Consider the following 21,721-nt stretch of genomic DNA (forward strand, 5'->3'; position numbering starts at 1 on the left):
CCTTCCCTGTGTATCTGTGCGACCCGGAGACCCGGGTCTTGTCTCACTTTAGCCGACGGATCAGCTCTCCGAGAGCGCGACTTTCATATCCTTGACCTGATAGATCACTTCGCCATCGGCCTCGACGATGCCGTCCGCGACGCCCATGGTGAGGCGGCGGGTCTGGATCGCCTTGGTGAAATCGATCTTGTAGGTCAGCATTTTACGGTCCGGGCGCACCATGCCGGTGAGTTTCACTTCGCCGACGCCAAGCGCATAGCCACGGCCCTGCCAGCCGCGCCAGCCGAGGTTGAAACCGGTGAGCTGCCACAGACCGTCGAGGCCGAGACAGCCGGGCATGATCGGGTTGCCGGGGAAATGGCATTCAAAGAACCACAGCTCGGGCGTGATGTCGAACTCGGCCACGATATGGCCTTTGCCATGGGCGCCGCCATCGGCGGAGACCTCGGTGATCCGGTCCATCATCAGCATCGGCGGCGCCGGGAGCTGGGCATTGCCCGGGCCGAACAATTCGCCGGCTGCACATTTCAGCAGGTCTTCCTTGGTGAAACTCGTGGGATAGTCGGCCATCGCGGGAACCCTTGCTTTCTCTAATTCTTCAAAGTCACACCCCTCTATCACCGTGGCGCCCAAGCGCGCAAGGCGCAACAGGGGGGATCAAAAGCGGTGTTTTCGCCCGGTCCGCCTCGGCATCCTACCGGGCGCGGTAAACCTATATCAGGCATTTGCGATTGAATTTGACCGGGCTTCCGCCCTATATTGACCGCTGTAGCTAGGAAATGAACGCACATGACCCAGATTGCAGAGACTGAAATCCGCCGCGGCGAGGCCTGGCTGGCCCATGGCGGTGTCCGCCCGACGCGTCAGCGTGTCACGTTGGCCACGCTTCTGGTCGGCGATGGGCATGACCGGCATGTCACCGCCGAGAGCCTGTTCGACGCGGCGCGGGATGCGGGCGAGAAAGTCTCTCTGGCCACCGTGTACAACACGCTTCGGGCGTTTTGTCAGGCCGGGTTGATGCAAGAGGTGACGGTCGATGGGTCGCGCAGCTACTTTGACACCAATATGGACGAGCATCCGCATTTCTTCTGGGAAGACAACGGCGCTCTGACCGATGCGCCGGCGCATGAGCTGAAGATTCAAAGCCTGCCGCAGCCGCCCGAAGGCATGGAGATTGCCTCGGTCGATGTGGTGATCCGGCTGCGTCCGAAAGCCAAGCACTGATACGCCTTCTGTCTCTGCGCCTGACCGGGTTTGCGGCCCTTGTGGCCATGCCGGTGTCGCTCGCGGCACAGGGCGCCTTGCCGGTGCAATTCGTGACCGGGGGCGAGGCGGTGGTTCTCGTGCATTTCAACCCGACCGAGCTTCTGGCCGATGAGACATGGTATGTCGGCGGCAGTTGCAAAGGCGTGGCCGAGCCCGCGCCGGTGCAGGTGGTCGATTTCGCGCATCTGGCGGAGATCGAAGTGTATCTCTCCGATTATTCCTATACCGCGGATCGGCGGGTGTGCATCGTGAACCCGGACGCTGCGCCCAAGGCCTTTTGGCAGGCTTACGAGCGATAAACAGAGACAAGGCAAGACGAGATAAAGACAGGAGCCCCGATGATCTTTGAAGGTCCCGACGGTCTGAACCGCTGTTCCTGGTGCGCGAGCGACCCGGAATATATCCGCTATCACGACGAGGAATGGGGCTATCCGGTCACCGACGACATCCGCCTCTTTGAGAAAATCTGTCTCGAAGGGTTTCAGTCCGGCCTGTCGTGGTGGACCATTCTCAGAAAGCGCGAGAATTTCCGCGCGGGTTTTGCCGGCTTCGATTTCCACAAAATGGCGGAGTTCGGCGAGGCGGACATCGCCCGGCTGATGCAGGACGCGGGCATCGTGCGCCACCGGGGCAAGATCGAAGCGGTGATCAACAATGCCGCGCGGGCCGTGGAGATGCAGCGCGACCTCGGCTCGCTGGCAGCCTATTTCTGGTCCTATGAGGAAACAGAGGTGCCAAAAGGTGTTGAGGGTGTTCCGGCGATGACCGAGACCTCGAAACGCCTGTCGAAAGACCTGAAGAAACGCGGCTGGAAATTCGTCGGACCGACCACCTGCTATGCGTTCATGCAGGCAATGGGGCTCGTGAATGATCATGACCCGGATTGCGCGCATCATGCCAAGGCCATGGCGGCGCGCGAGGGGTTCACGCCCCCTGTCGGCTGATGAAAGGCGCGAGGCTTTTGAGCCAATCGCGGGCAGGTTTGGGATCAAAACAATGCAGGCTCTCGAGATCCCGCTTCGCCGTATCGACTTGCGCGATCCGATCGCTCAGTTCCGCCAGCTTGTCCTCGGGCAGGGGCAGGGCGCGGGCGGCCGTGAGCATCTGATGCAGTTCTTGCAGCTGGCGCATGATGCGAAACGCCTCCATCATCGGAGCGGTCAGCTCGGGGCGGCTCTTCCATGTGTCGGAAAACAGGGCGCTCACCCGCTGTCCGGCGCCAAGACAGTCGAAGGCCACACAGCCGCGGTAGCCCTTTTGCGCCAGATCTTCGTGGATGGAACAGGCAAATTCACTGTCCCTCAGGCCGAGCCGGTGACAGGGCGTCCCGGCGGGCTTGTCATGGGCGAACATCTCGCCCCGGTCAAAGGCCAGCGCCAGACAGCACAGGGCGGCGCAGTTGGAACAGTCGGCTCGGAACTCACTCGGTGTCATGGGGCCATTTGACGTCATCACGCCGGGCGATCAACGAAAAAGAGCGGCGCGCCTGTGGCACACCGCTCTCGCAAATTTCGCGTAGGATCGGAATTATTCCGCGACGATCTCGACCAGCTCGATGGCAAAGGTCAGGTCTTCGCCGGCCAGACGGTGGTTGGCGTCGAGCGTGACTTCCTCTTCGGTGATCTCAACGACGGTCACCGGGATGACCTGACCCTGCGGCGACTGCATCTGCAGCTGCAGACCGACCTCGAGCGGGATTTCCGCCGGGATCTGGGCGCGCGGCACGGCCTGCTGGGCATCGGGGTGACGCTGGCCATAGGCCTCGTCGGCGACGGCGACGATGGTTTTCTTTTCGCCCACGTTCATGCCCGGCAGGTGCTTGTCCATGCCCGGGATGATCTGGCCGGAGCCGACGGTGAATTCGAGCGGGTCACGGCCCTCGGAGCTGTCGAAGACGGTGCCGTCCTGAAGCGTGCCGGTGTAGTGAATGCGTACTTTGTCGCCCGATTTAACTTCGGTCATGGAAAATCCTAACTGTTCGGGGGTGAATTTCGGGGCCGCGCTCTTGCGGGTGCCCGTTGCGATTGCGCGAGAGGATAGGGGCTCTGTGCCTGTTGTAAACCCCCTCCTTCCGTCAGAGGGCGCAGGCGCTCGGGCGTTTGTAATGCAATGGCACGGTGTTGATCGGGTAGAAGCGGTTTTCTTTGTAGCTCCATGCGTAGAAGGTCTGTCCGACCCATGCCGTGGCGTGGCGATTGGCATAGCGGAGCTCCCCCATCAGGGTGAAGGTGCCGAGCCTCTGACCGGCGGAGGCCCACAGGGACATGGAGTGCAGGCAATCGGCGCCCAGCTCGGACGCCGCCTCGGAGATGCGCCTTTGTGCCGAATGATCCGCCACTGTGATGGCCGAGGCGGTCGCGGCCGTGAGGGTCAGCAGCAGAGCGATGGCGCGGATCGGGCGAAAACGCTTTGCCAGGAGCGCCATCAGAACCGCCGTGACCGTGAAGGCCGCGAGAGACTGCGTGACGAACCCGGTCTCTGCGATGAGATCGAGGATCTGACCGACAGAAAAGAACCCCAGAATGGGAAAGGCGATGAGGGGCAGGGCTGCGTCGCCGACCGTGGCGCCGAGGATGGCGAAATAGGCGAAACAGCTCAAAAGCCCGTGGCACAGAAAGAACAGGACGGGACGTTGCTGTGCCTTGAAGCGTCGTGCATAGGCGATCGGCAGACCCCATTGCGCGGCCGCGAGGCCGAGAACGCCGACCAGAAGCAGGGCAGAGCCCAGAAAGGACGACAGGGGCGTCAAAACCACTGCCCGGGTTCCATCAGGCCCAGGTCCAGCAATTGCTGGCTGTGCCATTCGAACTCGGTCGAATTGTGCCACATGAAATTGTGAATGTCATAGGTCGAACCGGCATTTGTTTTCAAAGCCTTGGCGGTTCGGAACGACGCGATGGAGGCGGTCAGGTTGTGATGCCAGGGGCAGGCGAAAGTGTTGTATTCCTCATCGTTGAACAGATGGTCCTCGCTGAGCCTGAGCCCCTTCCTGGCCTTGAAAATCGCGATCCTGTCGATGCGGCGGCGATTGGGTGGCATATGTTCCTCGAACCGCCACCGGAGCCCGCCGAAAAAGTCGAGCTGGCGCTCTTTCGGATGGTTCTCGGCGTCGTTGCGGCCAAGCGCGTAATAGCCTGATTTGTCGAGATGCGCGTCCTCGAGCGAGACCGCATTGGGGCTGTCGTCGAGATTGTCGGCATAGAGATCGACCACATAGGTGAGCATCGCGTCGCGCCGCTCCTCGGTGTGGAAGGTCAGCATGTCGCCGATCGTGCGGCTCTCGCAGAACGGAAAGAACAGATATTCCGCATTGTAGCAGTAATAGAGCCAGATCCCCGGCGCCGCCTCGATGATCCGGTTGACCGCCTCCGAGAGCATATTGGCCGCGCGGGTGGCGTAGCGGATGCGGTGGATTTTCAGCTCCAGCCCTTCGCTCAGCCGCAACTCATCGGGGGCAAAGAGCAGCACCTGCTTGAAGCCCAGAGACAGGTGATGGCGTACGGTCGTGTCCACCTCGACCAGATCCTCGGCAAAGACCATCGCGATGGGCCCTTTCAACAGGGCGTCTTTGCCGTCAGTGAGGAATGTGTCGAGGCTGTCGTAACGCATATCTGTCCTAAATACTGGCAATTGTCCCTCTTGGGCTAAAAAATGCATGACCGGCAGGGGATTGCAAGGATTGTGGGAGCAATTCCCGAAGCGCTGCCCGATTGTGCGCGGGGCGCGCGGGTCAAAAGCCGTTTGCCCTGTCAGCCCCGTTCCTGTAGGAAGCGCCGCAATCCCCCCAATATTCGTGGACCTGAGGCGATGTCTGAGACCAAAACCGACACCAAGAAGCTCTATATCAAGACCTATGGCTGTCAGATGAATGTCTATGACAGCGAACGCATGGCAGAGAGCCTTGGTGGTTCGGGCTATACCGAGGTCTCCAGCCCCGAAGAGGCGGATATGATCCTGCTCAATACCTGCCACATTCGCGAGAAGGCGGCGGAGAAGGTGTATTCGGAGCTTGGACGCTACAAGGATCTGAAGCTTGCCAAGCCTGACCTGAAGATCGGCGTGGCCGGCTGCGTCGCGCAGGCCGAGGGCGAAGAGATCATGCGGCGTCAGCCGATGGTCGATCTCGTGGTCGGGCCGCAGAGCTATCACAAGCTGCCGAAACTCGAAGCCAAGGCGGGGCATGGCGAAAAGGCGCTCGACACGGATTTCCCCGAGGAAGACAAGTTCGAACATCTGAAAGCCCGGCCCAAGGCGAAACGCGCCCCGGCGGCGTTTTTGACCGTGCAGGAGGGCTGTGACAAATTCTGTGCCTTCTGTGTCGTGCCCTATACCCGCGGCGCCGAAGTGTCGCGCCCGGTGGATCGTGTGCTCTCCGAGGCGCGCGATCTGGTCGAACGCGGGGTGCGGGAGATCACCCTTCTGGGCCAGAACGTCAACGCCTATCACGGCGCGGGTGAGGGTGGAACATGGGGGCTTGCCAAGCTCATCCGGGAACTCGCCAAGGTCGACGGGCTGGAGCGTATCCGCTTCACCACCTCGCACCCCAACGACATGGAGGACGACCTGATCGCCGCCCATGGGGATTGCGAAAAACTCATGCCTTATCTGCACCTTCCGGTGCAGTCGGGCTCCGACAAGATCCTCAAGGCGATGAACCGCAAACACACGGCAGAAGAGTATATCCGCCTGATCGAGCGTATTCGCGCGGCGCGACCGGATATCGCCATGTCGGGCGACTTCATCGTCGGCTTCCCCGGCGAGACCGATCAGGATTTCGAGGACACCATGAGCCTCGTGCGCGAAGTCGGCTATGGCTCTGCCTTCTCGTTCAAATACTCGCCGCGCCCGGGCACGCCGGCCGCCGAGAAAGAGGCGAAGATGGTCGACCCCGATGTGGCGTCCGAGCGGCTCTATCGGTTGCAGGCGCTGATCACCGAGCAACAGCGCGCCTTTCAGGACGCGATGGTCGGGCGCGAGGTCTCGGTTCTGTTCGAGCGCAAGGGGCGTCTGCCGGGGCAGATGGTTGGAAAATCCGAGTATCTTCATGCAGTTCACGTCACCGACGATATTGCCGTGGGAGAGATCGCACGGGTGAGAATCATCGAGAGCGGCCCGAATTCGCTGGCGGGCGAAATGCTGCGTTAACCATGTGATCGGACGTTGAGGCAAAAGTTTTGCCTCCTGATGGCATGCCTTGGCGACAATTGATGCTTGCGCGCATTTTCGTTGCAGATCGCGATACAATATCTGGTGTTTTTCCTTCACAAGACACCGAAGTTTGCTATTCTTTTACCATGATCGTGGTGAGTAGGGCGCGGCAGCTGTCAAAGCTGTGGGGGCGCAATCGTTCAATTTTGCGGAGCGGCCCGAAAACGCATGCAAATGAGGGGACGGGACACGTGACCATCGAAATTCTCAAGAACAGCCGGGTGGCTCTGGCGCTTGTGGCCAGCATGGCGCTGGCGGGTGCGAGTGCACCGGCTTTTGCGCAAACCGCAACCAATGCCGAAAATTACACGCCGACGATCTGGATCGATCCGGATGGCTGTGAGCACTGGGTCATGGATGACGGGGTCGAGGGCTATATGGACCTCAAGGTCAACCGTCAGGGCATTCCGACCTGTCACCCGGTCAAGAGCTGTGCCGTGATGAATTCGGATCAGCTGTTCGCCACCGACAAATATTCGATCTCGGCGACCGGTCGCAAACGTCTGACCGATTTCTTCCAACAGGCCGGGGCCACCGCCTATATCATCATCGGTCATACCGACAGCCGCGCCTCGGACGAATATAACATGCGTCTGAGCTACAATCGCGCCAACGCCGTCGCCAAGATCGCGCAGTCGACCGGGGCCCGTATCGCCGATGTGCGGGGCTATGGTGAGCGGATGCCGCGGGCGTCGAACTCGACCGCCGCCGGCATGCAGCAAAACCGCCGCGTCGAAATCATCTGTATCAAGTGAGGAGAGAGACGATGAAAGCCTATAAAGCAATCGCCCTTCTCGCGGTTCTGAGCATGACCACCGCCTGTACCGAAGCCGTTCTCGGCGGTGCCGGTTATGAAGAGCATAAAAAGGACAAGACCGTTGACCGCGGCTTTGACAGCAAGCATCTGTCCTCGCTGGTCGCCGGGATCTGGATTGACCCGCAGGGCTGTGACCACTGGATCATCGATGATGGTGTCGAGGGCTACCTGAGCGCGCGGGTCGACAAATACGGCAAGCCGGTCTGTTCCGGCATTGCGGCGCCGAACACCGCAGTGGGCCCGTATAAAGACGGTTCCGCCTTCGGCGACCCGATCTGATCCGGATCAGAGGACGGAGAATGCGACGGCCATCCCCCGGGGTGGCCGTTTTCGTGTGATTATTTTTTGGGCGATGTGCCAAGAATTGAGCGGGGCTTTGCCGCCTCAATTGCGAAGATTTTGTGTCCCCGCTTGCCAGAACCGCAATCCCTTGGCACCATCAACCTAGGAGACAATCCAGAGTCGGAGACAATTATTGGGCCTGAGCGCGTTGACCCCCCCGAAATCGCAGGACGCAGTCCACGAAACGCTTCTCGAATTCCATGACAACAGGTTGCTGATCGACCTGTGCGGTGAATTCGACCGGAACCTCGCTCAAATCGAACACAAGCTCGACGTCCAGATTGTCCGACGAGGCAATATGCTTTCTGTCATGGGGACCGGGTCTGCCCGCGGGCGGGCTGCTGCGGTGTTGCAGGAGCTCTATTCCAAGCTCGAGGCCGGGCGCGAGATCGAGCCGGGCGATATCGACGGGGTGATCCGCATGGGGCATTCCGAGACGGCCGAACACGGCCTGCCCGGCGATCAGATGGAAATGTTCCGCGGCGGCGAGGTCGAGATCAAGACCCGCAAGAAGCTGATCGAACCGCGCACGGCGGCGCAGAAGACCTATGTCCAGAACCTGTTCAAGAACGAGCTGGCCTTTGGCATCGGCCCGGCCGGCACCGGCAAGACCTATCTCGCGGTTGCGGTCGGGGTGAACATGCTGATCAACGGTCATGTCGACCGGATCATCCTGTCGCGCCCGGCGGTCGAGGCCGGAGAGCGGCTGGGCTTCCTGCCCGGCACCCAGGACGAGAAGGTCGATCCCTATATGCAGCCGCTCTATGATGCGCTCAATGACTTCTTGCCGGCCAAGCAGCTGGCAAAGATGAAAGAGGAAAAGACCATCGAGATCGCGCCGTTGGCCTTCATGCGCGGACGCACGCTGTCGCGGGCTTTCGTGGTCCTGGACGAGGCACAAAACGCGACCACTATGCAGATGAAAATGTTCCTGACCCGTCTGGGCGAAGGCTCGCGCATGGTGATCACCGGCGACCGCTCGCAGGTCGACCTGCCGCGCGGCGTGCCCTCCGGTCTCAGGGATGCCGAACGCATCCTCGCTGGCGTGCCCAATATCGCCTTCAATTACTTCTCGTCGAAAGACGTGGTGCGCCACCCGCTTGTCGCCGCGATCATTGAGGCTTATGAGGCCGACGAAGCGCAATAAGCGCGGAAACCGTCGGAGCGCCGCATGGCCATTGAAGTGATGATCGAGGACGACCGCTGGGAAGCGGCGGGGCTGGCGGCTTTGGCAGAGGCTGTCGAGGTTGCGACGCTTTCCCACCTCGGGCTTGCCCCCGAGATCTGCGAAGGCTCGATCCTGGCCTGCGACGATGCCCGGATCAAACTGCTGAACGCCGATTTCCGGGAAAAGGACAAGGCGACCAATGTGCTGTCCTGGCCGGCCGAGGAACGTGCCGCGCCGGGCGCCCGTCCGCCCCTGCCGGAGCCGGATTTCGATGGCGCGATCGAGCTCGGCGATATCGCGATTTCCTATGACACCTGCGCGCGCGAGGCGCTTGAGGCTGGTAAGCCCCTGCCGGACCATGTGACGCATCTGATCGTTCACGGCCTGTTACATCTGTTGGGTTATGATCACATCTCCGACGTTGATGCCGAAATTATGGAAGGCACCGAGGTCGAAATACTTGCAACCATGGGTCTCGAAGACCCATATTAGGCGAACGGCCGGATTTGAGGCCGCGTTATTTTGGAAAGGACGCATGGGCGACACTGAGCCTGGGTCTTCTATGGCAGCGCAGAGCGCGCCAACGGACCCCGAAAACCCCGTTTCGACGACTGAGAGCAACTCGAACCAGAGCCGGACCTCGTCCACAGGCTGGTTTGACCGGATCAAGGCGGCGTTTTCTTCCAAACCCGTGAAATCCCCGACGATTGCCGACACCCCGGCGCCTGCCGCGCAAATGCCGCCGGCACAGCGCCCCGGCATGGTCAACCTGCGCCGGATGCGGGTCGATGATGTGGCCATCCCCAAGGTCGAGATCGTCGCCGTGCCCACCGATATCAAGAAGGATGATCTGGTGCAGGTGTTCCGCGAGAGTGGCATGACCCGGCTGCCGGTCTACAAGGGCACGCTCGACACGCCCGTGGGCCTCGTGCACCTGAAAGACTTCGCGCTGGGCCACGGGTTCAACGGCAAGGGCGGTGAGCGGTTCAATCTCAAGAAGATGCTGCGACCGCTTTTGTACGCCCCGCCGTCGATGCCGATCGGCGTGCTGTTGCAAAAGATGCAGTCGGACCGCATGCACATGGCGCTGGTGATCGATGAATATGGCGGGGTCGACGGGCTGGTGACGCTCGAGGATCTGGTGGAACAGGTGATCGGCGAGATCGAGGACGAGCACGATATCGACGAGGATGTGTTCTGGACCCAATCGGCGCCGGGCGTCTATATCGCCCAGGCGAAAGCGCCGCTGGACGAATTCGAGGCGGCAATCGGCATGCGTCTCACCGATGAGGAAGACGAGGAGGAGATCGACACGCTGGGCGGGTTGGTGTTCCTTTTGTCGGGTCGGGTGCCGGCGCGCGGCGAGGTGATCGAACACCCGTCCGGCGCGGCCTTTGAAATCACCGATGCCGATCCGCGACGGATCAAGCGCATCCGTGTGCGTCTGCCCTCGGCCGTGCCGGCAAAAACCGAGGCCTGAGGGATGGCGACCCGCCTTGCCCGGCGTTTGCAACATCTGCTGACCCCGCCGAGGGCTTTCGCCCTGAGCGCGGGGTTTCTCGTTGCGGCTGGTCAGGCGCCGCTGGATTTCTGGCCGGTGGCGCTCATCGGCCTGACCATGGCGGCCATCACCTGGCGCATGGCTCTCACCCCGGGACAGGCGGCAATGCGCGGCTGGCTCACCGGGCTCACGGCCTTTCTCATTTCGCTGAGCTGGATCGCCAACCCGTTTCTGGTCGAGCCCTGGCGCACCGGCTGGATGATCCCCTTTGCGCTCTTGCTGATGGCGGGCGGGCTGGCGCTGTTCTGGGCGCTGGCGTTTTTCCTCGCAAAGCGGCTCAACGCGGGCCTGCCGGGGCTGGTGGCCTTCTGGGGGGCGGCGGAGCTGTTGCGCGGGCATATCTTCACCGGCTTTCCCTGGGCTATGCCCGGGTATATCTGGATCGATACGCCCTGGGCGCAGCTTGCCGCCCTGATCGGCCCCTACGGGCTGACGGCGCTGACATTCTCCCTGGCCGGGCTGCTGGCCCATGCGGTTTTGAAACGCTCCCCTGTCATCGCTGCGGTGGCGCTGGCGCTGTTCGGTGCCGCAGGGATCTGGGGCTTTGCCCACAGAACCGCGCCGCTGCCTGCCGACACGCCACAGCATATCCGGGTGGTGCAACCCAATGCGCCGCAGCATCTGAAATGGGACCCGGCCTATATCCCGGTGTTCTATCAGCGCGCGCTGGAGCTGAGCGATCCGGAAGGCGCCGATCTGGTGATCTGGCCCGAGACCTCGGTGGCCGCGCCGCTCTATGCCGCGGGTCCCTATCTGAGCGAGATCGCCGCCACGGTGGCCCCGGCACGTGCCGTGGTCGGGCTCAACCGGGTCGACGGGATGCAGGGCTATAACAGTGCCATTCTCCTCGATGAGGCGGGACGACCGCTCCGGATCTATGACAAGCATCACCTCGTGCCTTTCGGCGAATATATGCCCTTTCCGGGGCTGCTGGAGCGGATCGGGCTCAGGGCGTTCACCGCCAAGAACGGCTATGGCTATTCCGCCGGACCCGGGGTGCGGCTGATGGATACGGGCGCTTTGGGCAAGACTTTGCCGCTGATTTGCTACGAGGCGATTTTCCCGCGCGATCTGCGGATGACGCCGCGGCCGGACTGGCTGTTGCAAATGACCAATGACGCCTGGTTCGGCAAGTTTTCCGGCCCGCAACAGGCGCTTGTGCAGGCCCGGTTCCGCAGCATAGAGACCGGCTTGCCGATGGTGCGCGCGGCCAATACCGGGATCTCGGCGCTGATCGACAGCCGCGGCCATGTGCAGGCGCAAATCCCGCTCGGCACTGCCGGGGCTTTCACCGCCGCTTTGCCGGGCAAAGACGCCCCGCCGCCCTACGCGCGGTATGGCGAGGTGCCGCTTCTCCTTTTCTTAAGTGTTCTGCTGTTATGTGGCTGTGCCGTAACGCTCACAACCTTACGGAGAAAAACAGATTGACCCTTCCGGGGGGCAGTTATATCGCAGTTTAAATATCGACCCGCACAACGGCTTCCTGGCGTGCGGGTGACATGAACCAATGGAGCACGATCCCCATGTCCCGGAAAGACTATGTATTCACCTCGGAATCCGTTTCCGAAGGCCACCCCGATAAGGTCTGTGACCGCATTTCCGATGCCGTCCTGGATGCCTTTATCGCCGAAGAGCCCGAGGCGCGTGTCGCCTGCGAAACCTTTGCCACCACCAATCGCGTGGTGATCGGCGGCGAGGTCGGTCTGTCGGATCAGGACAAGCTGTCCGAATATATGGAGAAGGTCGACGGGATCGTCCGCGATTGCGTGCGCGACATCGGTTACGAGCAGGACAAGTTCCACTGGAAGACGCTTGAAGTCACCAATCTCTTGCACGAGCAATCGGCGCATATTGCCCAGGGCGTCGATGCTGCCGACAACAAGGACGAGGGCGCTGGCGATCAGGGCATCATGTTCGGCTTTGCCACCAATGAGACCGAGGCTCTGATGCCGGCGCCGATCCAGTATTCGCACGCGATCCTGCGGCGGTTGGCGGAGGTGCGCAAGAACGGCACGGAGCCGGCACTTGGCCCCGATGCCAAGGCGCAGCTCTCCGTCCGTTACGCGGATGGCAAGCCGGTGGAGGTCTCGTCGCTCGTGCTGTCGACCCAGCACCTGGATGAAAGCCTCAGCTCAGACGATGTGCGCGCCATCGTGGCCCCCTATATCGAAGAGGTGCTGCCCGAGGGCTGGCTCACGGCCAATACGGTCTGGCACGTCAACCCGACCGGGAAATTCGTGATCGGCGGCCCCGATGGCGACGCCGGCCTCACCGGGCGCAAGATCATCGTCGACACCTACGGTGGTGCGGCGCCGCATGGCGGTGGCGCGTTCTCCGGCAAGGACCCGACCAAGGTCGACCGTTCGGCGGCCTATGCCGCGCGCTATCTGGCGAAAAACGTCGTGGCCGCGGGTCTCGCCGACAAATGCACGATCCAGCTTTCCTATGCGATCGGCGTGGCCGCGCCGCTGTCGATCTATGCCGATCTGCATGGCACGGGGCAGCTGGATGAGGCGCTGATCGAGGCTGCGATCCCGCAGGTGATGGATCTCACCCCGCGCGGCATCCGCACCCATCTGGCGCTCAACAAGCCGATCTATCAGCGCACCGCGGCCTATGGCCATTTCGGGCGCACCCCCGATGCCGATGGTGGCTTTAGCTGGGAACGCACGGATCTGGCCGAGGCGTTGAAAAACGCCGTCTGAGCGGTGCAATCATGTTATGAACGGGGCGGGACCTTCCCGCCCTTTTTCTTTGGAGAACAGCCATGGTCAAAACCGATACATCCGGACTGACGCAACTGGGGGGCGCCGCCGCGCTGCCCGCCTCGCCCGAAGAGGCGGTGCTCGAACGTGTGCCGCACACCCATGAGGGCGAGCGTTACGTGGCGCGGTTCACCGCGCCCGAGTTCACCTCGCTCTGTCCGATGACCGGCCAGCCGGATTTCGGTCATCTGATGATCGATTACATCCCGAACAAGTGGCTGGTGGAGAGCAAGTCGCTGAAACTGTTTCTCGGGTCGTTTCGCAATCATGGCGCGTTTCACGAGGATTGTTCGGTCTATATCGGCAAGCGTCTGACCGAGTTTCTCGACCCTGTCTGGCTGCGCATTGGCGCCTATTGGTACCCGCGCGGCGGCATTCCGATCGACGTGTTCTGGGCCTCGGGACCGGAGCCGAAAGACGTCTGGATCCCGGATCAGGGCGTGCCGCCCTATCGTGGCCGGGGCTGAGACCGGGGGCGAGTGCGGGGTTTGCGCCCTTTGGGGACCTTCGAGAGCTGAGCGTCTGTGCGGGCCCGTGGGAGAGCGTTTCGACCTCTGCGGCCGTCGCTTTATCTCTGTCAAATTCGCGAAAGTTCAATCCGTTGCGCGCGGATGAAAATGCGCTCGCCCGCTGGGACGGGGTCATGCCGGAGGCATGCTTTCAGCATGACGCAGGCGCGGCGGCTTCGCCTTGTTCCGCGCCAATGGCTCTGCGCTCAAATGACAGCTCCGTCCCGCCAATCCCCCGCGCATCCCGCGTTCCTGCAAAGCCAACCGGCATTTCTTGTGGTTTTGTTTTGCGCCGCGCGCTCTATTCTGGGCGCGGATGACGCAAGGGAGGCGCCGATGTCCGAGACATTGAGAGATCCGATCGTGATGCTGTTTGCCGGGATCGGCATTCCGGTCTTTGCCGCGCTCAATGCGCAGCTGGGCGCAAGGCTCGGTTCGCCCGCTCTGGCCGCATTGGTCTTTGCCGTGGTGGCCTTCAGCTCGATCTTTCTCTATCGCGCGGTGTTGGGACCCGCTGTCCCGGTCTCGAAACTGTTGCACCAGCCGGCGCATCTGTTTTTCGCCGGGGTGCTCTTTGCCTTCTACATCCTGTCGATCACCACGATCGCGCCGCGTTTCGGCGTCGGTAATGCGGTGTTCTTCGTGCTGCTGGGGCAGATCATCTCCGCCGGGGCGATCGATCATTTCGGCCTCTTCGGGGCGGCCCGCGATCCGATCAACGCCTTGCGGGCGGCGGGCATGGGGACCATGGCGCTCGGGCTCTACATGATCCAGCGGGCCTGAAACCAGGCGGCCCGAGTGCTGAAAAACCCAAGCCCATTGCCCTTTGTGCCATTTCTTGGCAAAAGCCCGGCTTGAAAAACGAGGGGTCTCCCATGTCTGACGAGCAAAAGCACCAATCCGGCGCACCGTGGCGCAACTTCTATGGCCGTATCCACGGCAAGACGCTCAACCAGGCGCAGAAAGAGTATCTCGAAGAGGATCTGCCGCGGCTCTCGCCCGGTCCGGTCACCTGGGAGGAAAACCCGGATCGTGCCAAACTCGATCTGGCAAGCCGCTTTGAGGGCAAGCCGGTCTGGCTCGAAGTCGGCTTTGGCGCCGGCGAGCACCTGATCCATATGGCGCAGAGCTACCCGGATGTGGCGATCATCGGCTGCGAGCCCTATGTCAACGGCGTGGCCTCCTGTCTCGGCCACCTGCGGCGCTTGGGCGGATTGGACAATGTCGCGATCCACGCCGGTGACGCCCGCGATCTTTTCGACGTGCTGCCCGATGAGAGCATTGAGAAGGCCTTTCTCAACTACCCGGACCCCTGGCCGAAAGCCCGGCATCACCGCCGTCGTTTCGTCACCCCCGAACATCTCGAGCCGCTGTATCGGGTCCTCAAGCCCGGCGCCGAATTCCGGGTGGCCACCGATATTCCGGATTATGTCCGCCAGACCATGGAAGAGGTGCCGCGCGCGGGGTTCGAATGGCTGGGCGAATGTGCCGAGGATTGGCGCAAGCCCTGGGGCGACTGGTTCTCCACCCGCTACGAGAAAAAAGCGATCCGCGAAGGCCGCACGCCGCATTACATGACGTTCCGTAAAGGCTGAGCCTGTCGGCCATAGGGTGGACGGGCATGGCCATTCTCTGGTGTGCCGGATGATCCGTGCGGACGGACATCCACACTCGCGCGGGGCCCGGCACCGGCCTGTCCGTCAGGCTCTGTCGCGCCAAAGCGACAGGACGGGCTCCCAGATGCCTGCGGTTGCGATCAGGACCACGCCGGAGGCTTCTCTGATCCCAAACGGTTCGTCAGCCCAAAGTGCTGCGGTGACCGTCCCGGCGCTGATCTCGGTCATGAACAGGATGGCCAGAAGACCGGGGCTCAGCACGGTCGCTCCCCACATGATCGCGAGCGCCGGAGGGATGACGAGCACCAGAACCACAGGCGAGATCCACGGCAGTACATGGCGCGTTGCCTCCCAATCGGGAGCCGCTTGCGCTCCTGCAAGCGGCAACATCGTGAGGGCGAGCGCCATGACACTGCCCCAGACAAAATACGAGAGCGTGAAGTCCAGCCCATTGCCGTCGGAGCTGCCATTCATGACGACCGCCGCGATCGCCCAGATCACCCCGGCCGCGAGCCCCATCACATCTCCGGTGTTGAGCGTGGTGCCGAAGCCGCTATCGATCCTCAGAATCATCAGCAGTCCCAGCAGGCCGAGGCCGATGGTTCCCCAACGGCGTCCGGTGATGCGTTCTCCAATCGCCAGCCGGGCCAGGATCGTACTCCAGATCGGTGTGAGATAATAAAACAGCAGCGCCCGCACCACATCTGTGAACACCAGGGCGCCGGCGTAGAGGACCAGAGCCAGCCCGGCGAACAAACCGGCCAGATGCAGCGGCCAACCGCCGCGGGCAATCTGGCGCCGCCTCCAAAAAATGACCGGCAGGAGCAGGATCATCGGCAGGATATAGAACAGGGCAACGGCCCAGACACCGCTGATCCCGGCATCGTCGAGCGCCCTGAGAGGGAGCCAGAAGAGGCCCCAGGCCAATCCGGAGAGCGCGACCGCGACCATCGCTGCGTTTTCTGTTTTCGATAAATTCATCGGGACCGCCCTCTGCGACTGTATTCTCAGCTCTGCGAGAGTTTTCGCACCAATTCCCACAGAGGTCTGGCGGTTTTCGGACGTGGAAATCGCCAGACCTTCGACAAGCTGCGCCGCGTTCGCTAGTTTTGCCGAATGTTGGCTTTTGAAACCTGTGAGGCGGCACGGCTGTCGCGAGATCCCTCCTTCGATGGGGTGTTTTTCGTTGGCGTTACAACGTCACGCATCTACTGCCGCACGATTTGCCCGGTGCGACAGCCGCTGTCGAAAAACGTCACCTATTTTCAGACCGCGTCGGCGGCCGAGGCACAGGGCTATCGGCCCTGCCTGCGCTGTCGTCCCGAGGCCGCACCGGATTCGGCCGCCTGGAAGGGAACGCAGGCGACGGTCTCCCGGGCGCTGCAATTGATTGCGCAAGGGGCGCTGGACGAGGCAGGTGTCAAACATCTGGCGGACCGGCTTGGGATCGGTGAACGGCATTTGTCCCGGCTCTTCGCCCGACATGTTGGCGCCAGCCCGATGCAGACCGCCCGAACGATGCGATTGCAACGCGCCAAGCGTCTGCTCGACGCATGTGATCTGAAAATATCTGAGATTGCCTTTCAGTCCGGGTTTGGCAGTGTCCGCCAGTTCAATGCGTCGTTTTCGGAGAAATACCGATGCTCTCCCTCGCAATACCGTCGCAAGCGCGGGGGGCTTTCGCGCAGGTGATCCGGATCGGGATGCGGCTATCTGGCACTCTCCCGGCTGGCGGCGTCTTCCCCAGTCGAGCCCGGGTCGAGGAAACGCGCCAAGACCTGCGAGAACAAACGGTAAAATCCGTATGAGATCTCGCCACCTGCCGGAAAGCCGTACCTCCGGGCGGGCCCCGAATCTGTTACCCTTCCTGCAGTTGTGTAAGAGGTTTCCCGATGTCCGAAGTTTCCACACCCGATCCTGCCGATCTGCCCATCGTCAATTGCCACACGCATCTGTTCACCACGGCTCATACGCCGCGCTATTATCCGTACCGGCTCATGGTGCTGTTTCGCTATTTTCCATGGCTGGTGCGGGTCATCCGCAAGCTTGCCTCGGTGCTGCCCTATGAGGGGCTCTATGCCAAGGTGCACAGGCTGGAGAATTTCCACGCCACCGGGCAACGCACCTCACAGGCCGAGGTCTACCGCGAGATGCGGCATTTCTACCCGCGCGACAGCCGCTATGTGGCCCTGCCGCTCGATATGGGGTTGATCGGCTACGGGCCGGTTGAAAAGGACATCCGCGCCCAGCATGACGAGCTGGCCGAATTGGCGCGGCTGCATCCCCGCAACATCATCCCCTTTGCCAATGTCTACCCGGATCGCCCCGGCGCCTTTGCTGAGTTTCGCCGCTGCGTCGAGAGCCATGGGTTCAAGGGGTTGAAGATCTATCCCAAGACCGGCTTTGCCCCCGATCACCCGGTGCTGATGCAGGAGGTCTACCCCTATTGCGAAGAGCGCGGCTTGCCGGTGATCAGCCATTGTTCGCGCGGCGGCGTCTGTAGCCGGGCCTGGGCCCGTGACGCCTATAGCCGCGACCGGGTCACCGAACCCTATGCTTACCGCGAAGTCTTGAACCGGTTTCCGAAGATGCAGCTTTGCCTCGCGCATTACGGCGGTCAGACCGATTGGCAGGATTATCTCAGCAAGGGCTTCGATCCCGAAAGGGCCCATGCCAAGGATCAGAACTGGGTCTATCAGATCAACAAGATGATCACCTCGGGCGCCTATCCGAACCTCTGGACCGACATTTCCTACACGATGTTCCATTTCAACGCCTTTTCAGCGCTGCTCAAACTCTTTCTCGAAGACGAGGTGATAAGCTCACGCGTGCTCTTTGGTTCGGATTTCTACATGACGCGACAGGAGCAACTGTCGGAAAAGGCCGTGTCGATCCAGCTGCGCGATGCGTTGGGCGAGGCGATATTCACCCGGATCGCCAAACAGAACCCGAGGATCTGGCTGGGCGAAGCTGACAAGTGATCACGGCTCTGGCAGAGCGGGCTAAAGCGGTGGACGATGGCGCGCGGCTCGTTTAAGCGACAGGTGTACTCTATTGAGGATATCCCGCAGAGGAGAGCAGCATGTCCAGCCACGGTACCCCGATCCCGATGACATCCCGTAAATCCGGGCCTTTGAAAGGCACGGCGGCAGTGCCCGGCGACAAGTCGATCTCGCACCGGGCGCTGATCTTTGGCGCCATGGCCGTGGGCGAGACCAGGATCACGGGATTGCTCGAGGGCGAGGATGTGCTCGACACCGCCAAGGCGATGCAGGCGCTGGGCGCGGAAGTGACCCGCGAGGGGGCCGGCGAATGGACCGTGCATGGCGTTGGCGTCGGCGGGTTCTCCGAACCCGAGGATGTGATCGACTGCGGCAACTCGGGCACCGGCGTACGCCTCATCATGGGCTGTGTCGCGACCTATGATTTCTGCACCACCTTCACCGGCGACGGGTCTTTGCGCAAACGGCCGATGGCGCGGGTCACCGATCCGCTGGCGCTGTTTGGCACACGCTCCGTCGGTCGCTCCGGCGGGCGTCTGCCGCTGACGCTCATCGGTGCCGCCGAGCCGGTGCCGGTGGAATACCAGACACCCATGCCCTCGGCACAGGTGAAATCCGCCGTGCTTCTGGCCGGTCTGAACGCCCCGGGCAAGACCGTGGTGATCGAGAAGGAAGCCACCCGTGACCACACCGAGCGCATGCTCCGGGGCTTTGGCGCCGAGGTGGTGACCGAGAAGACGCCCGAGGGCTACAACAAGATCACGCTCACCGGGCGGCCGGAGCTCAAACCGCAAGAGGTCGCCGTGCCGCGCGACCCAAGCTCGGCGGCGTTTCCGGTCTGTGCCGCGCTGATCGTCGAAGGCTCCGACATCCTCGTGCCCGGCGTCAGCCAGAACACCACCCGCAACGGGCTTTACACCACGCTGGTCGAGATGGGCGCCGATATCGCCTTCGAGAATACCCGCGAAGAGGGGGGCGAGCCGGTCGCAGACCTGCGGGTGAAATACTCGAAGCTCAAAGGCATCGAAGTGCCGCCCGAACGCGCCGCCTCGATGATCGACGAATACCCGATCCTGTCGGCCATCGCCGCCTATGCCGAGGGCAAGACGGTGATGCGCGGCGTGAAAGAGCTGCGCGTGAAGGAATCGGATCGGATCGATGCCATGGCGCGCGGGCTGGAGGCCTGCGGTGTCACCATCGAAGAGGATGAGGACACGCTCATCGTCCATGGGCTGGGGCCGGACGGGGTCGAGGGCGGCGGCACCTGTGCCACCCATCTCGATCACCGCATCGCCATGTCCTTCCTGATCCTCGGCATGGCCTCGAAACAGCCGGTGACGGTGGATGACGGCGGCCCGATTGCCACCTCTTTCCCGGTGTTCGAGAAACTCATGACGGGCCTCGGCGCCCATGTGACCCGCAACAACTGAGATGAGGCCGGGATGAAACGCATCGTGGCCTTCTGGAGCCTCTTGGCGCTGACGCTGGGGCTCTATGCCACGATGATCTTCTGGACACTGCCGGAGATCGCGCAAGACGCCGGCAGCCCGGCCTTTGATATGCGTCCCGGCGGCTATACACCGGTCGAGGCCCGCGATTTCCTGAGCCATCTCGGCGCAGAGGGGCGGGCGCTCTATCAGGGGCCGCAGCGTCTCCTAGATGCGCTTTACCCGGCCTGTCTCGCCGCCGTGTTGATCTGGTCGCTGCGCTGGGCCTTGCGGGGGCGGTTTCCCAGGCTGTTTCGTTTCGCAACCGTTGTGGCTCTGATCGGCATGTGTGCCGATTACGCCGAGAATATCATGGTGGCTGGTTTCCTGCGTGCCGATCCTACGGCGATATCCGATGCGGCCATCGCGCGGGCGAGCTATGTCTCTCAGCTCAAGGCCGGGGCGGTGAGCCTGGCATTGACAGCGTGGCTGGCGTTGCTGATCTGGCGAGTGATCGCCCGGTTAAGATCGCGCCACACAAACACTTGACCTTGCCCGCGCAAAGAGTCAGCGTGGCCTCCCCGCAGGAGGAGAAGACATGAGTTTCTGTATTGCCATCGATGGTCCCGCCGCCGCCGGCAAAGGCACGATTTCCAAGGCCGTGGCGGCGCATTTCGGCTTTGCCCATCTCGACACCGGGCTCTTGTACCGCGCCACCGGGGCGAAGACCTTTGAGGGGCTGACGCCGATTGAGGCGGCACAATCGCTGACTGCCGAGGATCTCAAACGCGACGATCTGCGCTCTGGCGATGCCGGGCAGGCGGCAAGCCGCGTCGCTGCCGTGCCGGAAGTGCGCGCCGCGCTGGTGGATTTTCAACAGGCCTTTGCCCGCCGGGAAGGCGGCGCGGTCTTGGACGGGCGCGACATCGGCACGGTGATCTGCCCCGATGCCGAGGTGAAGCTTTATGTCACGGCAAGCGACGAGGTGCGCGCGAAGCGGCGGCACAAGGAACTGGTCGAAAAGGGCGAGGAGATCACCCTTGAAGAGGTTCTGGCGGATCTGCGCGAACGCGACGAACGCGATGCAGCGCGGGCCACGGCGCCGCTCAAGCCCGCCGAAGATGCCACGGTGATCGACACGTCCGACATGAGCATCGACGAGGCTGTTGCACAGGTGCTGGCGCTGATCGGGGATCGCCGAGGCTAACACATGTCATGTTTATCTTGACGTCAAGATACCTCTCGAAATCTGCCATGTCATGTGCGCGGAGCTGGAATTTATTTGTCGACCGCTGGGGCGCATATCCACGAGCAGAACACGACTGCTCAAAAGGATATGCACATGTTTCTCGACAAGCTCGACTGGCGCTATGCCGCCAAGAAAATGGACCCGAACAGGCCCGCCGATGAGGCCAAGGTTGCCAAGATCGTCGATGCCATCCGCATGGCGCCGACCTCGTCGGGGCTTCAGCCCTTTCATCTCTTCGTCATTCGCAACGCCGATCTGCGGGCGAAGCTGCGCGGGGCGGCTTTCGATCAGCCGCAGCTGACCGATGGTTCGCATCTTCTGGTTTTTGCCGCTTTCGACGATTACTCGGACGCCCGGATCGACGCGGTGGTCGATCAGCACGCCGAGGAGCGTCCCGGCACGCGCGAGGCACTCGAGACCTATTACGGCACGCTGAAATCCATGTACCTGCCGCGCACGGCAGAGGAGAATTTCGACCATGCCGCCCGTCAGGCCTATATCGCGCTGGGCTTTGCCCTGGCCGCCGCCGCCGAGCTGGGGGTGGACACAACACCGATGGAAGGGTTCGACCCCGGTCAGTTCGACGAGATCCTCGGGCTCAGGGACAAGGGGCTGAAATCCGCGGTGATCCTCGCCATCGGCACCCGCGACGAGAGCGGCGACTGGCTCGCGCCGTTGAAAAAGGTCCGTAAACCGATGCGCGAACTGGTGACCGAGCTGGATTAAAGCGAAGACAGTCTGGGCAGAGGGCGGGTTGCTTTCCCCGTCCTTTGTCATAGCATGCCGCGCAT

At 62.2% G+C, this 21,721-nt stretch carries 26 protein-coding genes and 1 riboswitch; of the genes, 20 read left to right on the forward strand and 6 right to left on the reverse strand.

Features of this window, described 5'->3' with window-relative positions; genetic code table 11:
* Nucleotides 1-60: 60 nt before the first annotated feature.
* Nucleotides 61-570 carry a bifunctional 3-hydroxydecanoyl-ACP dehydratase/trans-2-decenoyl-ACP isomerase gene (gene fabA / locus BM151_RS16425; RefSeq protein WP_090061833.1) on the reverse strand — a complete coding sequence of 170 codons (510 nt, stop codon included), beginning with the start codon at nucleotides 568-570 and terminating at the stop codon, nucleotides 61-63.
* Nucleotides 571-789: 219 nt separating this feature from the next.
* Between fabA and irrA the strand changes: the two genes are divergently transcribed.
* Genes irrA through BM151_RS16440 form a run of 3 tightly spaced genes read left to right on the forward strand, consistent with a single transcriptional unit; the run spans nucleotide 790 to nucleotide 2,210 of the window.
* Entirely contained in the window at nucleotides 790-1,224 is a 435-nt protein-coding gene (gene irrA, locus BM151_RS16430; protein ID WP_090061834.1) for an iron response transcriptional regulator IrrA, read from the forward strand.
* Nucleotides 1,225-1,271: 47 nt separating this feature from the next.
* Entirely contained in the window at nucleotides 1,272-1,565 is a 294-nt protein-coding gene (locus tag BM151_RS16435; RefSeq protein WP_090061835.1) for a hypothetical protein, read from the forward strand.
* A 39-nt stretch (nucleotides 1,566-1,604) separates the two neighbouring features.
* The gene (locus tag BM151_RS16440) at nucleotides 1,605-2,210 is read left to right on the forward strand and encodes a DNA-3-methyladenine glycosylase I (RefSeq protein ID WP_090061836.1); all 606 of its coding nucleotides are present in this window, start codon (nucleotides 1,605-1,607) and stop codon (nucleotides 2,208-2,210) included.
* Here BM151_RS16440 and BM151_RS16445 read toward each other — a convergent pair.
* The 4 genes from BM151_RS16445 to BM151_RS16460 all read right to left on the reverse strand — a co-directional run bounded on the left by BM151_RS16445 (nucleotide 2,191) and on the right by BM151_RS16460 (nucleotide 4,875).
* The gene (locus tag BM151_RS16445; RefSeq protein WP_090061837.1) at nucleotides 2,191-2,700 is read right to left on the reverse strand and encodes a hypothetical protein; all 510 of its coding nucleotides are present in this window, start codon (nucleotides 2,698-2,700) and stop codon (nucleotides 2,191-2,193) included. The genes BM151_RS16440 and BM151_RS16445 overlap by 20 nt on opposite strands.
* Nucleotides 2,701-2,793: 93 nt before the next feature.
* Nucleotides 2,794-3,228, reverse strand: coding sequence for an FKBP-type peptidyl-prolyl cis-trans isomerase (locus tag BM151_RS16450; RefSeq protein ID WP_090061838.1), 435 nt, complete (start codon nucleotides 3,226-3,228; stop codon nucleotides 2,794-2,796).
* A 112-nt stretch (nucleotides 3,229-3,340) separates the two neighbouring features.
* Entirely contained in the window at nucleotides 3,341-4,021 is a 681-nt protein-coding gene (locus tag BM151_RS16455) for a hypothetical protein (protein ID WP_090061839.1), read from the reverse strand.
* Nucleotides 4,012-4,875: a glycosyltransferase family 2 protein gene (locus BM151_RS16460; RefSeq protein WP_090061840.1), complete on the reverse strand. Its 864-nt coding sequence runs from the start codon at nucleotides 4,873-4,875 to the stop codon at nucleotides 4,012-4,014. Before BM151_RS16460 ends, BM151_RS16455 begins: the two co-directional genes overlap by 10 nt.
* Before the next feature lie 198 nt (nucleotides 4,876-5,073).
* On the opposite strand from BM151_RS16460, the gene miaB reads away from it, so the two are divergent.
* The 11 genes from miaB to trmB all read left to right on the forward strand — a co-directional run bounded on the left by miaB (nucleotide 5,074) and on the right by trmB (nucleotide 15,231).
* Nucleotides 5,074-6,411 (forward strand): tRNA (N6-isopentenyl adenosine(37)-C2)-methylthiotransferase MiaB, encoded by a 1,338-nt coding sequence (miaB, locus tag BM151_RS16465; RefSeq protein ID WP_090061841.1) that lies wholly within the window; start codon nucleotides 5,074-5,076, stop codon nucleotides 6,409-6,411.
* Nucleotides 6,412-6,719: 308 nt separating this feature from the next.
* On the forward strand, nucleotides 6,720-7,229 hold the full coding sequence (locus BM151_RS16470) for an OmpA family protein (RefSeq protein WP_090061994.1): 510 nt from the start codon (nucleotides 6,720-6,722) through the stop codon (nucleotides 7,227-7,229).
* 11 nt (nucleotides 7,230-7,240) lie between these two features.
* A complete protein-coding gene (locus tag BM151_RS16475; RefSeq protein ID WP_090061842.1) occupies nucleotides 7,241-7,570 on the forward strand; it encodes a hypothetical protein in 330 nt (109 codons plus the stop codon).
* A 196-nt stretch (nucleotides 7,571-7,766) separates the two neighbouring features.
* Nucleotides 7,767-8,780, forward strand: coding sequence for a PhoH family protein (locus BM151_RS16480; RefSeq protein ID WP_090061843.1), 1,014 nt, complete (start codon nucleotides 7,767-7,769; stop codon nucleotides 8,778-8,780).
* A 24-nt stretch (nucleotides 8,781-8,804) separates the two neighbouring features.
* A complete protein-coding gene (gene ybeY, locus BM151_RS16485; RefSeq protein WP_090061844.1) occupies nucleotides 8,805-9,293 on the forward strand; it encodes an rRNA maturation RNase YbeY in 489 nt (162 codons plus the stop codon).
* 43 nt (nucleotides 9,294-9,336) lie between these two features.
* On the forward strand, nucleotides 9,337-10,281 hold the full coding sequence (locus BM151_RS16490) for a transporter associated domain-containing protein (RefSeq protein WP_090061845.1): 945 nt from the start codon (nucleotides 9,337-9,339) through the stop codon (nucleotides 10,279-10,281).
* A 3-nt stretch (nucleotides 10,282-10,284) separates the two neighbouring features.
* Nucleotides 10,285-11,790, forward strand: coding sequence for an apolipoprotein N-acyltransferase (gene lnt, locus BM151_RS16495; protein ID WP_090061846.1), 1,506 nt, complete (start codon nucleotides 10,285-10,287; stop codon nucleotides 11,788-11,790).
* A 36-nt stretch (nucleotides 11,791-11,826) separates the two neighbouring features.
* A riboswitch (SAM-SAH riboswitch) is annotated at nucleotides 11,827-11,877 on the forward strand.
* A gap of 8 nt (nucleotides 11,878-11,885) precedes the next feature.
* Complete coding sequence (gene metK, locus BM151_RS16500; RefSeq protein ID WP_090061847.1) at nucleotides 11,886-13,067, forward strand: methionine adenosyltransferase; 1,182 nt, start codon at nucleotides 11,886-11,888, stop codon at nucleotides 13,065-13,067.
* A 62-nt stretch (nucleotides 13,068-13,129) separates the two neighbouring features.
* Complete coding sequence (queF, locus tag BM151_RS16505) at nucleotides 13,130-13,594, forward strand: preQ(1) synthase (RefSeq protein WP_090061848.1); 465 nt, start codon at nucleotides 13,130-13,132, stop codon at nucleotides 13,592-13,594.
* Nucleotides 13,595-13,972: 378 nt separating this feature from the next.
* On the forward strand, nucleotides 13,973-14,419 hold the full coding sequence (locus BM151_RS16510) for a DMT family transporter (protein ID WP_090061849.1): 447 nt from the start codon (nucleotides 13,973-13,975) through the stop codon (nucleotides 14,417-14,419).
* Nucleotides 14,420-14,511: 92 nt separating this feature from the next.
* Nucleotides 14,512-15,231 carry a tRNA (guanine(46)-N(7))-methyltransferase TrmB gene (gene trmB, locus BM151_RS16515; RefSeq protein WP_090061850.1) on the forward strand — a complete coding sequence of 240 codons (720 nt, stop codon included), beginning with the start codon at nucleotides 14,512-14,514 and terminating at the stop codon, nucleotides 15,229-15,231.
* Between the two features lie 105 nt (nucleotides 15,232-15,336).
* On the opposite strand, the gene BM151_RS16520 is transcribed toward trmB, so the two are convergent.
* Nucleotides 15,337-16,203 carry a DMT family transporter gene (locus tag BM151_RS16520; RefSeq protein ID WP_218151383.1) on the reverse strand — a complete coding sequence of 289 codons (867 nt, stop codon included), beginning with the start codon at nucleotides 16,201-16,203 and terminating at the stop codon, nucleotides 15,337-15,339.
* A gap of 165 nt (nucleotides 16,204-16,368) precedes the next feature.
* Here BM151_RS16520 and BM151_RS16525 point away from each other — a divergent pair, with 165 nt between their 5' ends.
* The 6 genes from BM151_RS16525 (at nucleotide 16,369) to BM151_RS16550 (ending at nucleotide 21,656) form a co-directional block, all read left to right on the forward strand.
* Nucleotides 16,369-16,944: a bifunctional transcriptional activator/DNA repair enzyme AdaA gene (locus tag BM151_RS16525; protein WP_090061852.1), complete on the forward strand. Its 576-nt coding sequence runs from the start codon at nucleotides 16,369-16,371 to the stop codon at nucleotides 16,942-16,944.
* A 200-nt stretch (nucleotides 16,945-17,144) separates the two neighbouring features.
* On the forward strand, nucleotides 17,145-18,233 hold the full coding sequence (locus BM151_RS16530; RefSeq protein ID WP_090061853.1) for an amidohydrolase family protein: 1,089 nt from the start codon (nucleotides 17,145-17,147) through the stop codon (nucleotides 18,231-18,233).
* Between the two features lie 101 nt (nucleotides 18,234-18,334).
* Nucleotides 18,335-19,684 carry a 3-phosphoshikimate 1-carboxyvinyltransferase gene (gene aroA / locus BM151_RS16535; RefSeq protein ID WP_090061854.1) on the forward strand — a complete coding sequence of 450 codons (1,350 nt, stop codon included), beginning with the start codon at nucleotides 18,335-18,337 and terminating at the stop codon, nucleotides 19,682-19,684.
* 12 nt (nucleotides 19,685-19,696) lie between these two features.
* Nucleotides 19,697-20,230, forward strand: coding sequence for a hypothetical protein (locus BM151_RS16540; protein ID WP_090061855.1), 534 nt, complete (start codon nucleotides 19,697-19,699; stop codon nucleotides 20,228-20,230).
* A 49-nt stretch (nucleotides 20,231-20,279) separates the two neighbouring features.
* Nucleotides 20,280-20,888, forward strand: a complete 609-nt coding sequence (locus BM151_RS16545; RefSeq protein WP_090061856.1) for a (d)CMP kinase — start codon at nucleotides 20,280-20,282, stop codon at nucleotides 20,886-20,888.
* Nucleotides 20,889-21,023: 135 nt separating this feature from the next.
* Entirely contained in the window at nucleotides 21,024-21,656 is a 633-nt protein-coding gene (locus BM151_RS16550) for a nitroreductase family protein (RefSeq protein WP_090061995.1), read from the forward strand.
* The last annotated feature ends 65 nt before the right edge of the window (nucleotides 21,657-21,721 follow it).

Source organism: Celeribacter neptunius (assembly GCF_900113955.1).
Classification (GTDB): domain Bacteria; phylum Pseudomonadota; class Alphaproteobacteria; order Rhodobacterales; family Rhodobacteraceae; genus Celeribacter; species Celeribacter neptunius.

Coding starts and splice junctions, on each gene's coding strand:
- BM151_RS16490 (WP_090061845.1), top strand. CDS start 9,337: ATGGGCGACACTGAGCCTGGGTCTTCTATGGCAGCGCAGAGCGCGCCA.
- aroA (WP_090061854.1), top strand. CDS start 18,335: ATGTCCAGCCACGGTACCCCGATCCCGATGACATCCCGTAAATCCGGG.
- BM151_RS16435 (WP_090061835.1), top strand. CDS start 1,272: ATGCCGGTGTCGCTCGCGGCACAGGGCGCCTTGCCGGTGCAATTCGTG.
- BM151_RS16540 (WP_090061855.1), top strand. CDS start 19,697: ATGAAACGCATCGTGGCCTTCTGGAGCCTCTTGGCGCTGACGCTGGGG.
- ybeY (WP_090061844.1), top strand. CDS start 8,805: ATGGCCATTGAAGTGATGATCGAGGACGACCGCTGGGAAGCGGCGGGG.
- BM151_RS16450 (WP_090061838.1), bottom strand. CDS start 3,228: ATGACCGAAGTTAAATCGGGCGACAAAGTACGCATTCACTACACCGGC.
- BM151_RS16510 (WP_090061849.1), top strand. CDS start 13,973: ATGTCCGAGACATTGAGAGATCCGATCGTGATGCTGTTTGCCGGGATC.
- BM151_RS16440 (WP_090061836.1), top strand. CDS start 1,605: ATGATCTTTGAAGGTCCCGACGGTCTGAACCGCTGTTCCTGGTGCGCG.
- BM151_RS16475 (WP_090061842.1), top strand. CDS start 7,241: ATGAAAGCCTATAAAGCAATCGCCCTTCTCGCGGTTCTGAGCATGACC.
- BM151_RS16530 (WP_090061853.1), top strand. CDS start 17,145: ATGTCCGAAGTTTCCACACCCGATCCTGCCGATCTGCCCATCGTCAAT.
- trmB (WP_090061850.1), top strand. CDS start 14,512: ATGTCTGACGAGCAAAAGCACCAATCCGGCGCACCGTGGCGCAACTTC.
- fabA (WP_090061833.1), bottom strand. CDS start 570: ATGGCCGACTATCCCACGAGTTTCACCAAGGAAGACCTGCTGAAATGT.
- lnt (WP_090061846.1), top strand. CDS start 10,285: ATGGCGACCCGCCTTGCCCGGCGTTTGCAACATCTGCTGACCCCGCCG.
- BM151_RS16520 (WP_218151383.1), bottom strand. CDS start 16,203: ATGGTCGCGGTCGCGCTCTCCGGATTGGCCTGGGGCCTCTTCTGGCTC.
- BM151_RS16460 (WP_090061840.1), bottom strand. CDS start 4,875: ATGCGTTACGACAGCCTCGACACATTCCTCACTGACGGCAAAGACGCC.
- BM151_RS16470 (WP_090061994.1), top strand. CDS start 6,720: ATGGCGCTGGCGGGTGCGAGTGCACCGGCTTTTGCGCAAACCGCAACC.
- miaB (WP_090061841.1), top strand. CDS start 5,074: ATGTCTGAGACCAAAACCGACACCAAGAAGCTCTATATCAAGACCTAT.
- metK (WP_090061847.1), top strand. CDS start 11,886: ATGTCCCGGAAAGACTATGTATTCACCTCGGAATCCGTTTCCGAAGGC.
- BM151_RS16445 (WP_090061837.1), bottom strand. CDS start 2,700: ATGACACCGAGTGAGTTCCGAGCCGACTGTTCCAACTGCGCCGCCCTG.
- irrA (WP_090061834.1), top strand. CDS start 790: ATGACCCAGATTGCAGAGACTGAAATCCGCCGCGGCGAGGCCTGGCTG.
- BM151_RS16525 (WP_090061852.1), top strand. CDS start 16,369: ATGTTGGCTTTTGAAACCTGTGAGGCGGCACGGCTGTCGCGAGATCCC.
- BM151_RS16550 (WP_090061995.1), top strand. CDS start 21,024: ATGTTTCTCGACAAGCTCGACTGGCGCTATGCCGCCAAGAAAATGGAC.
- queF (WP_090061848.1), top strand. CDS start 13,130: ATGGTCAAAACCGATACATCCGGACTGACGCAACTGGGGGGCGCCGCC.
- BM151_RS16545 (WP_090061856.1), top strand. CDS start 20,280: ATGAGTTTCTGTATTGCCATCGATGGTCCCGCCGCCGCCGGCAAAGGC.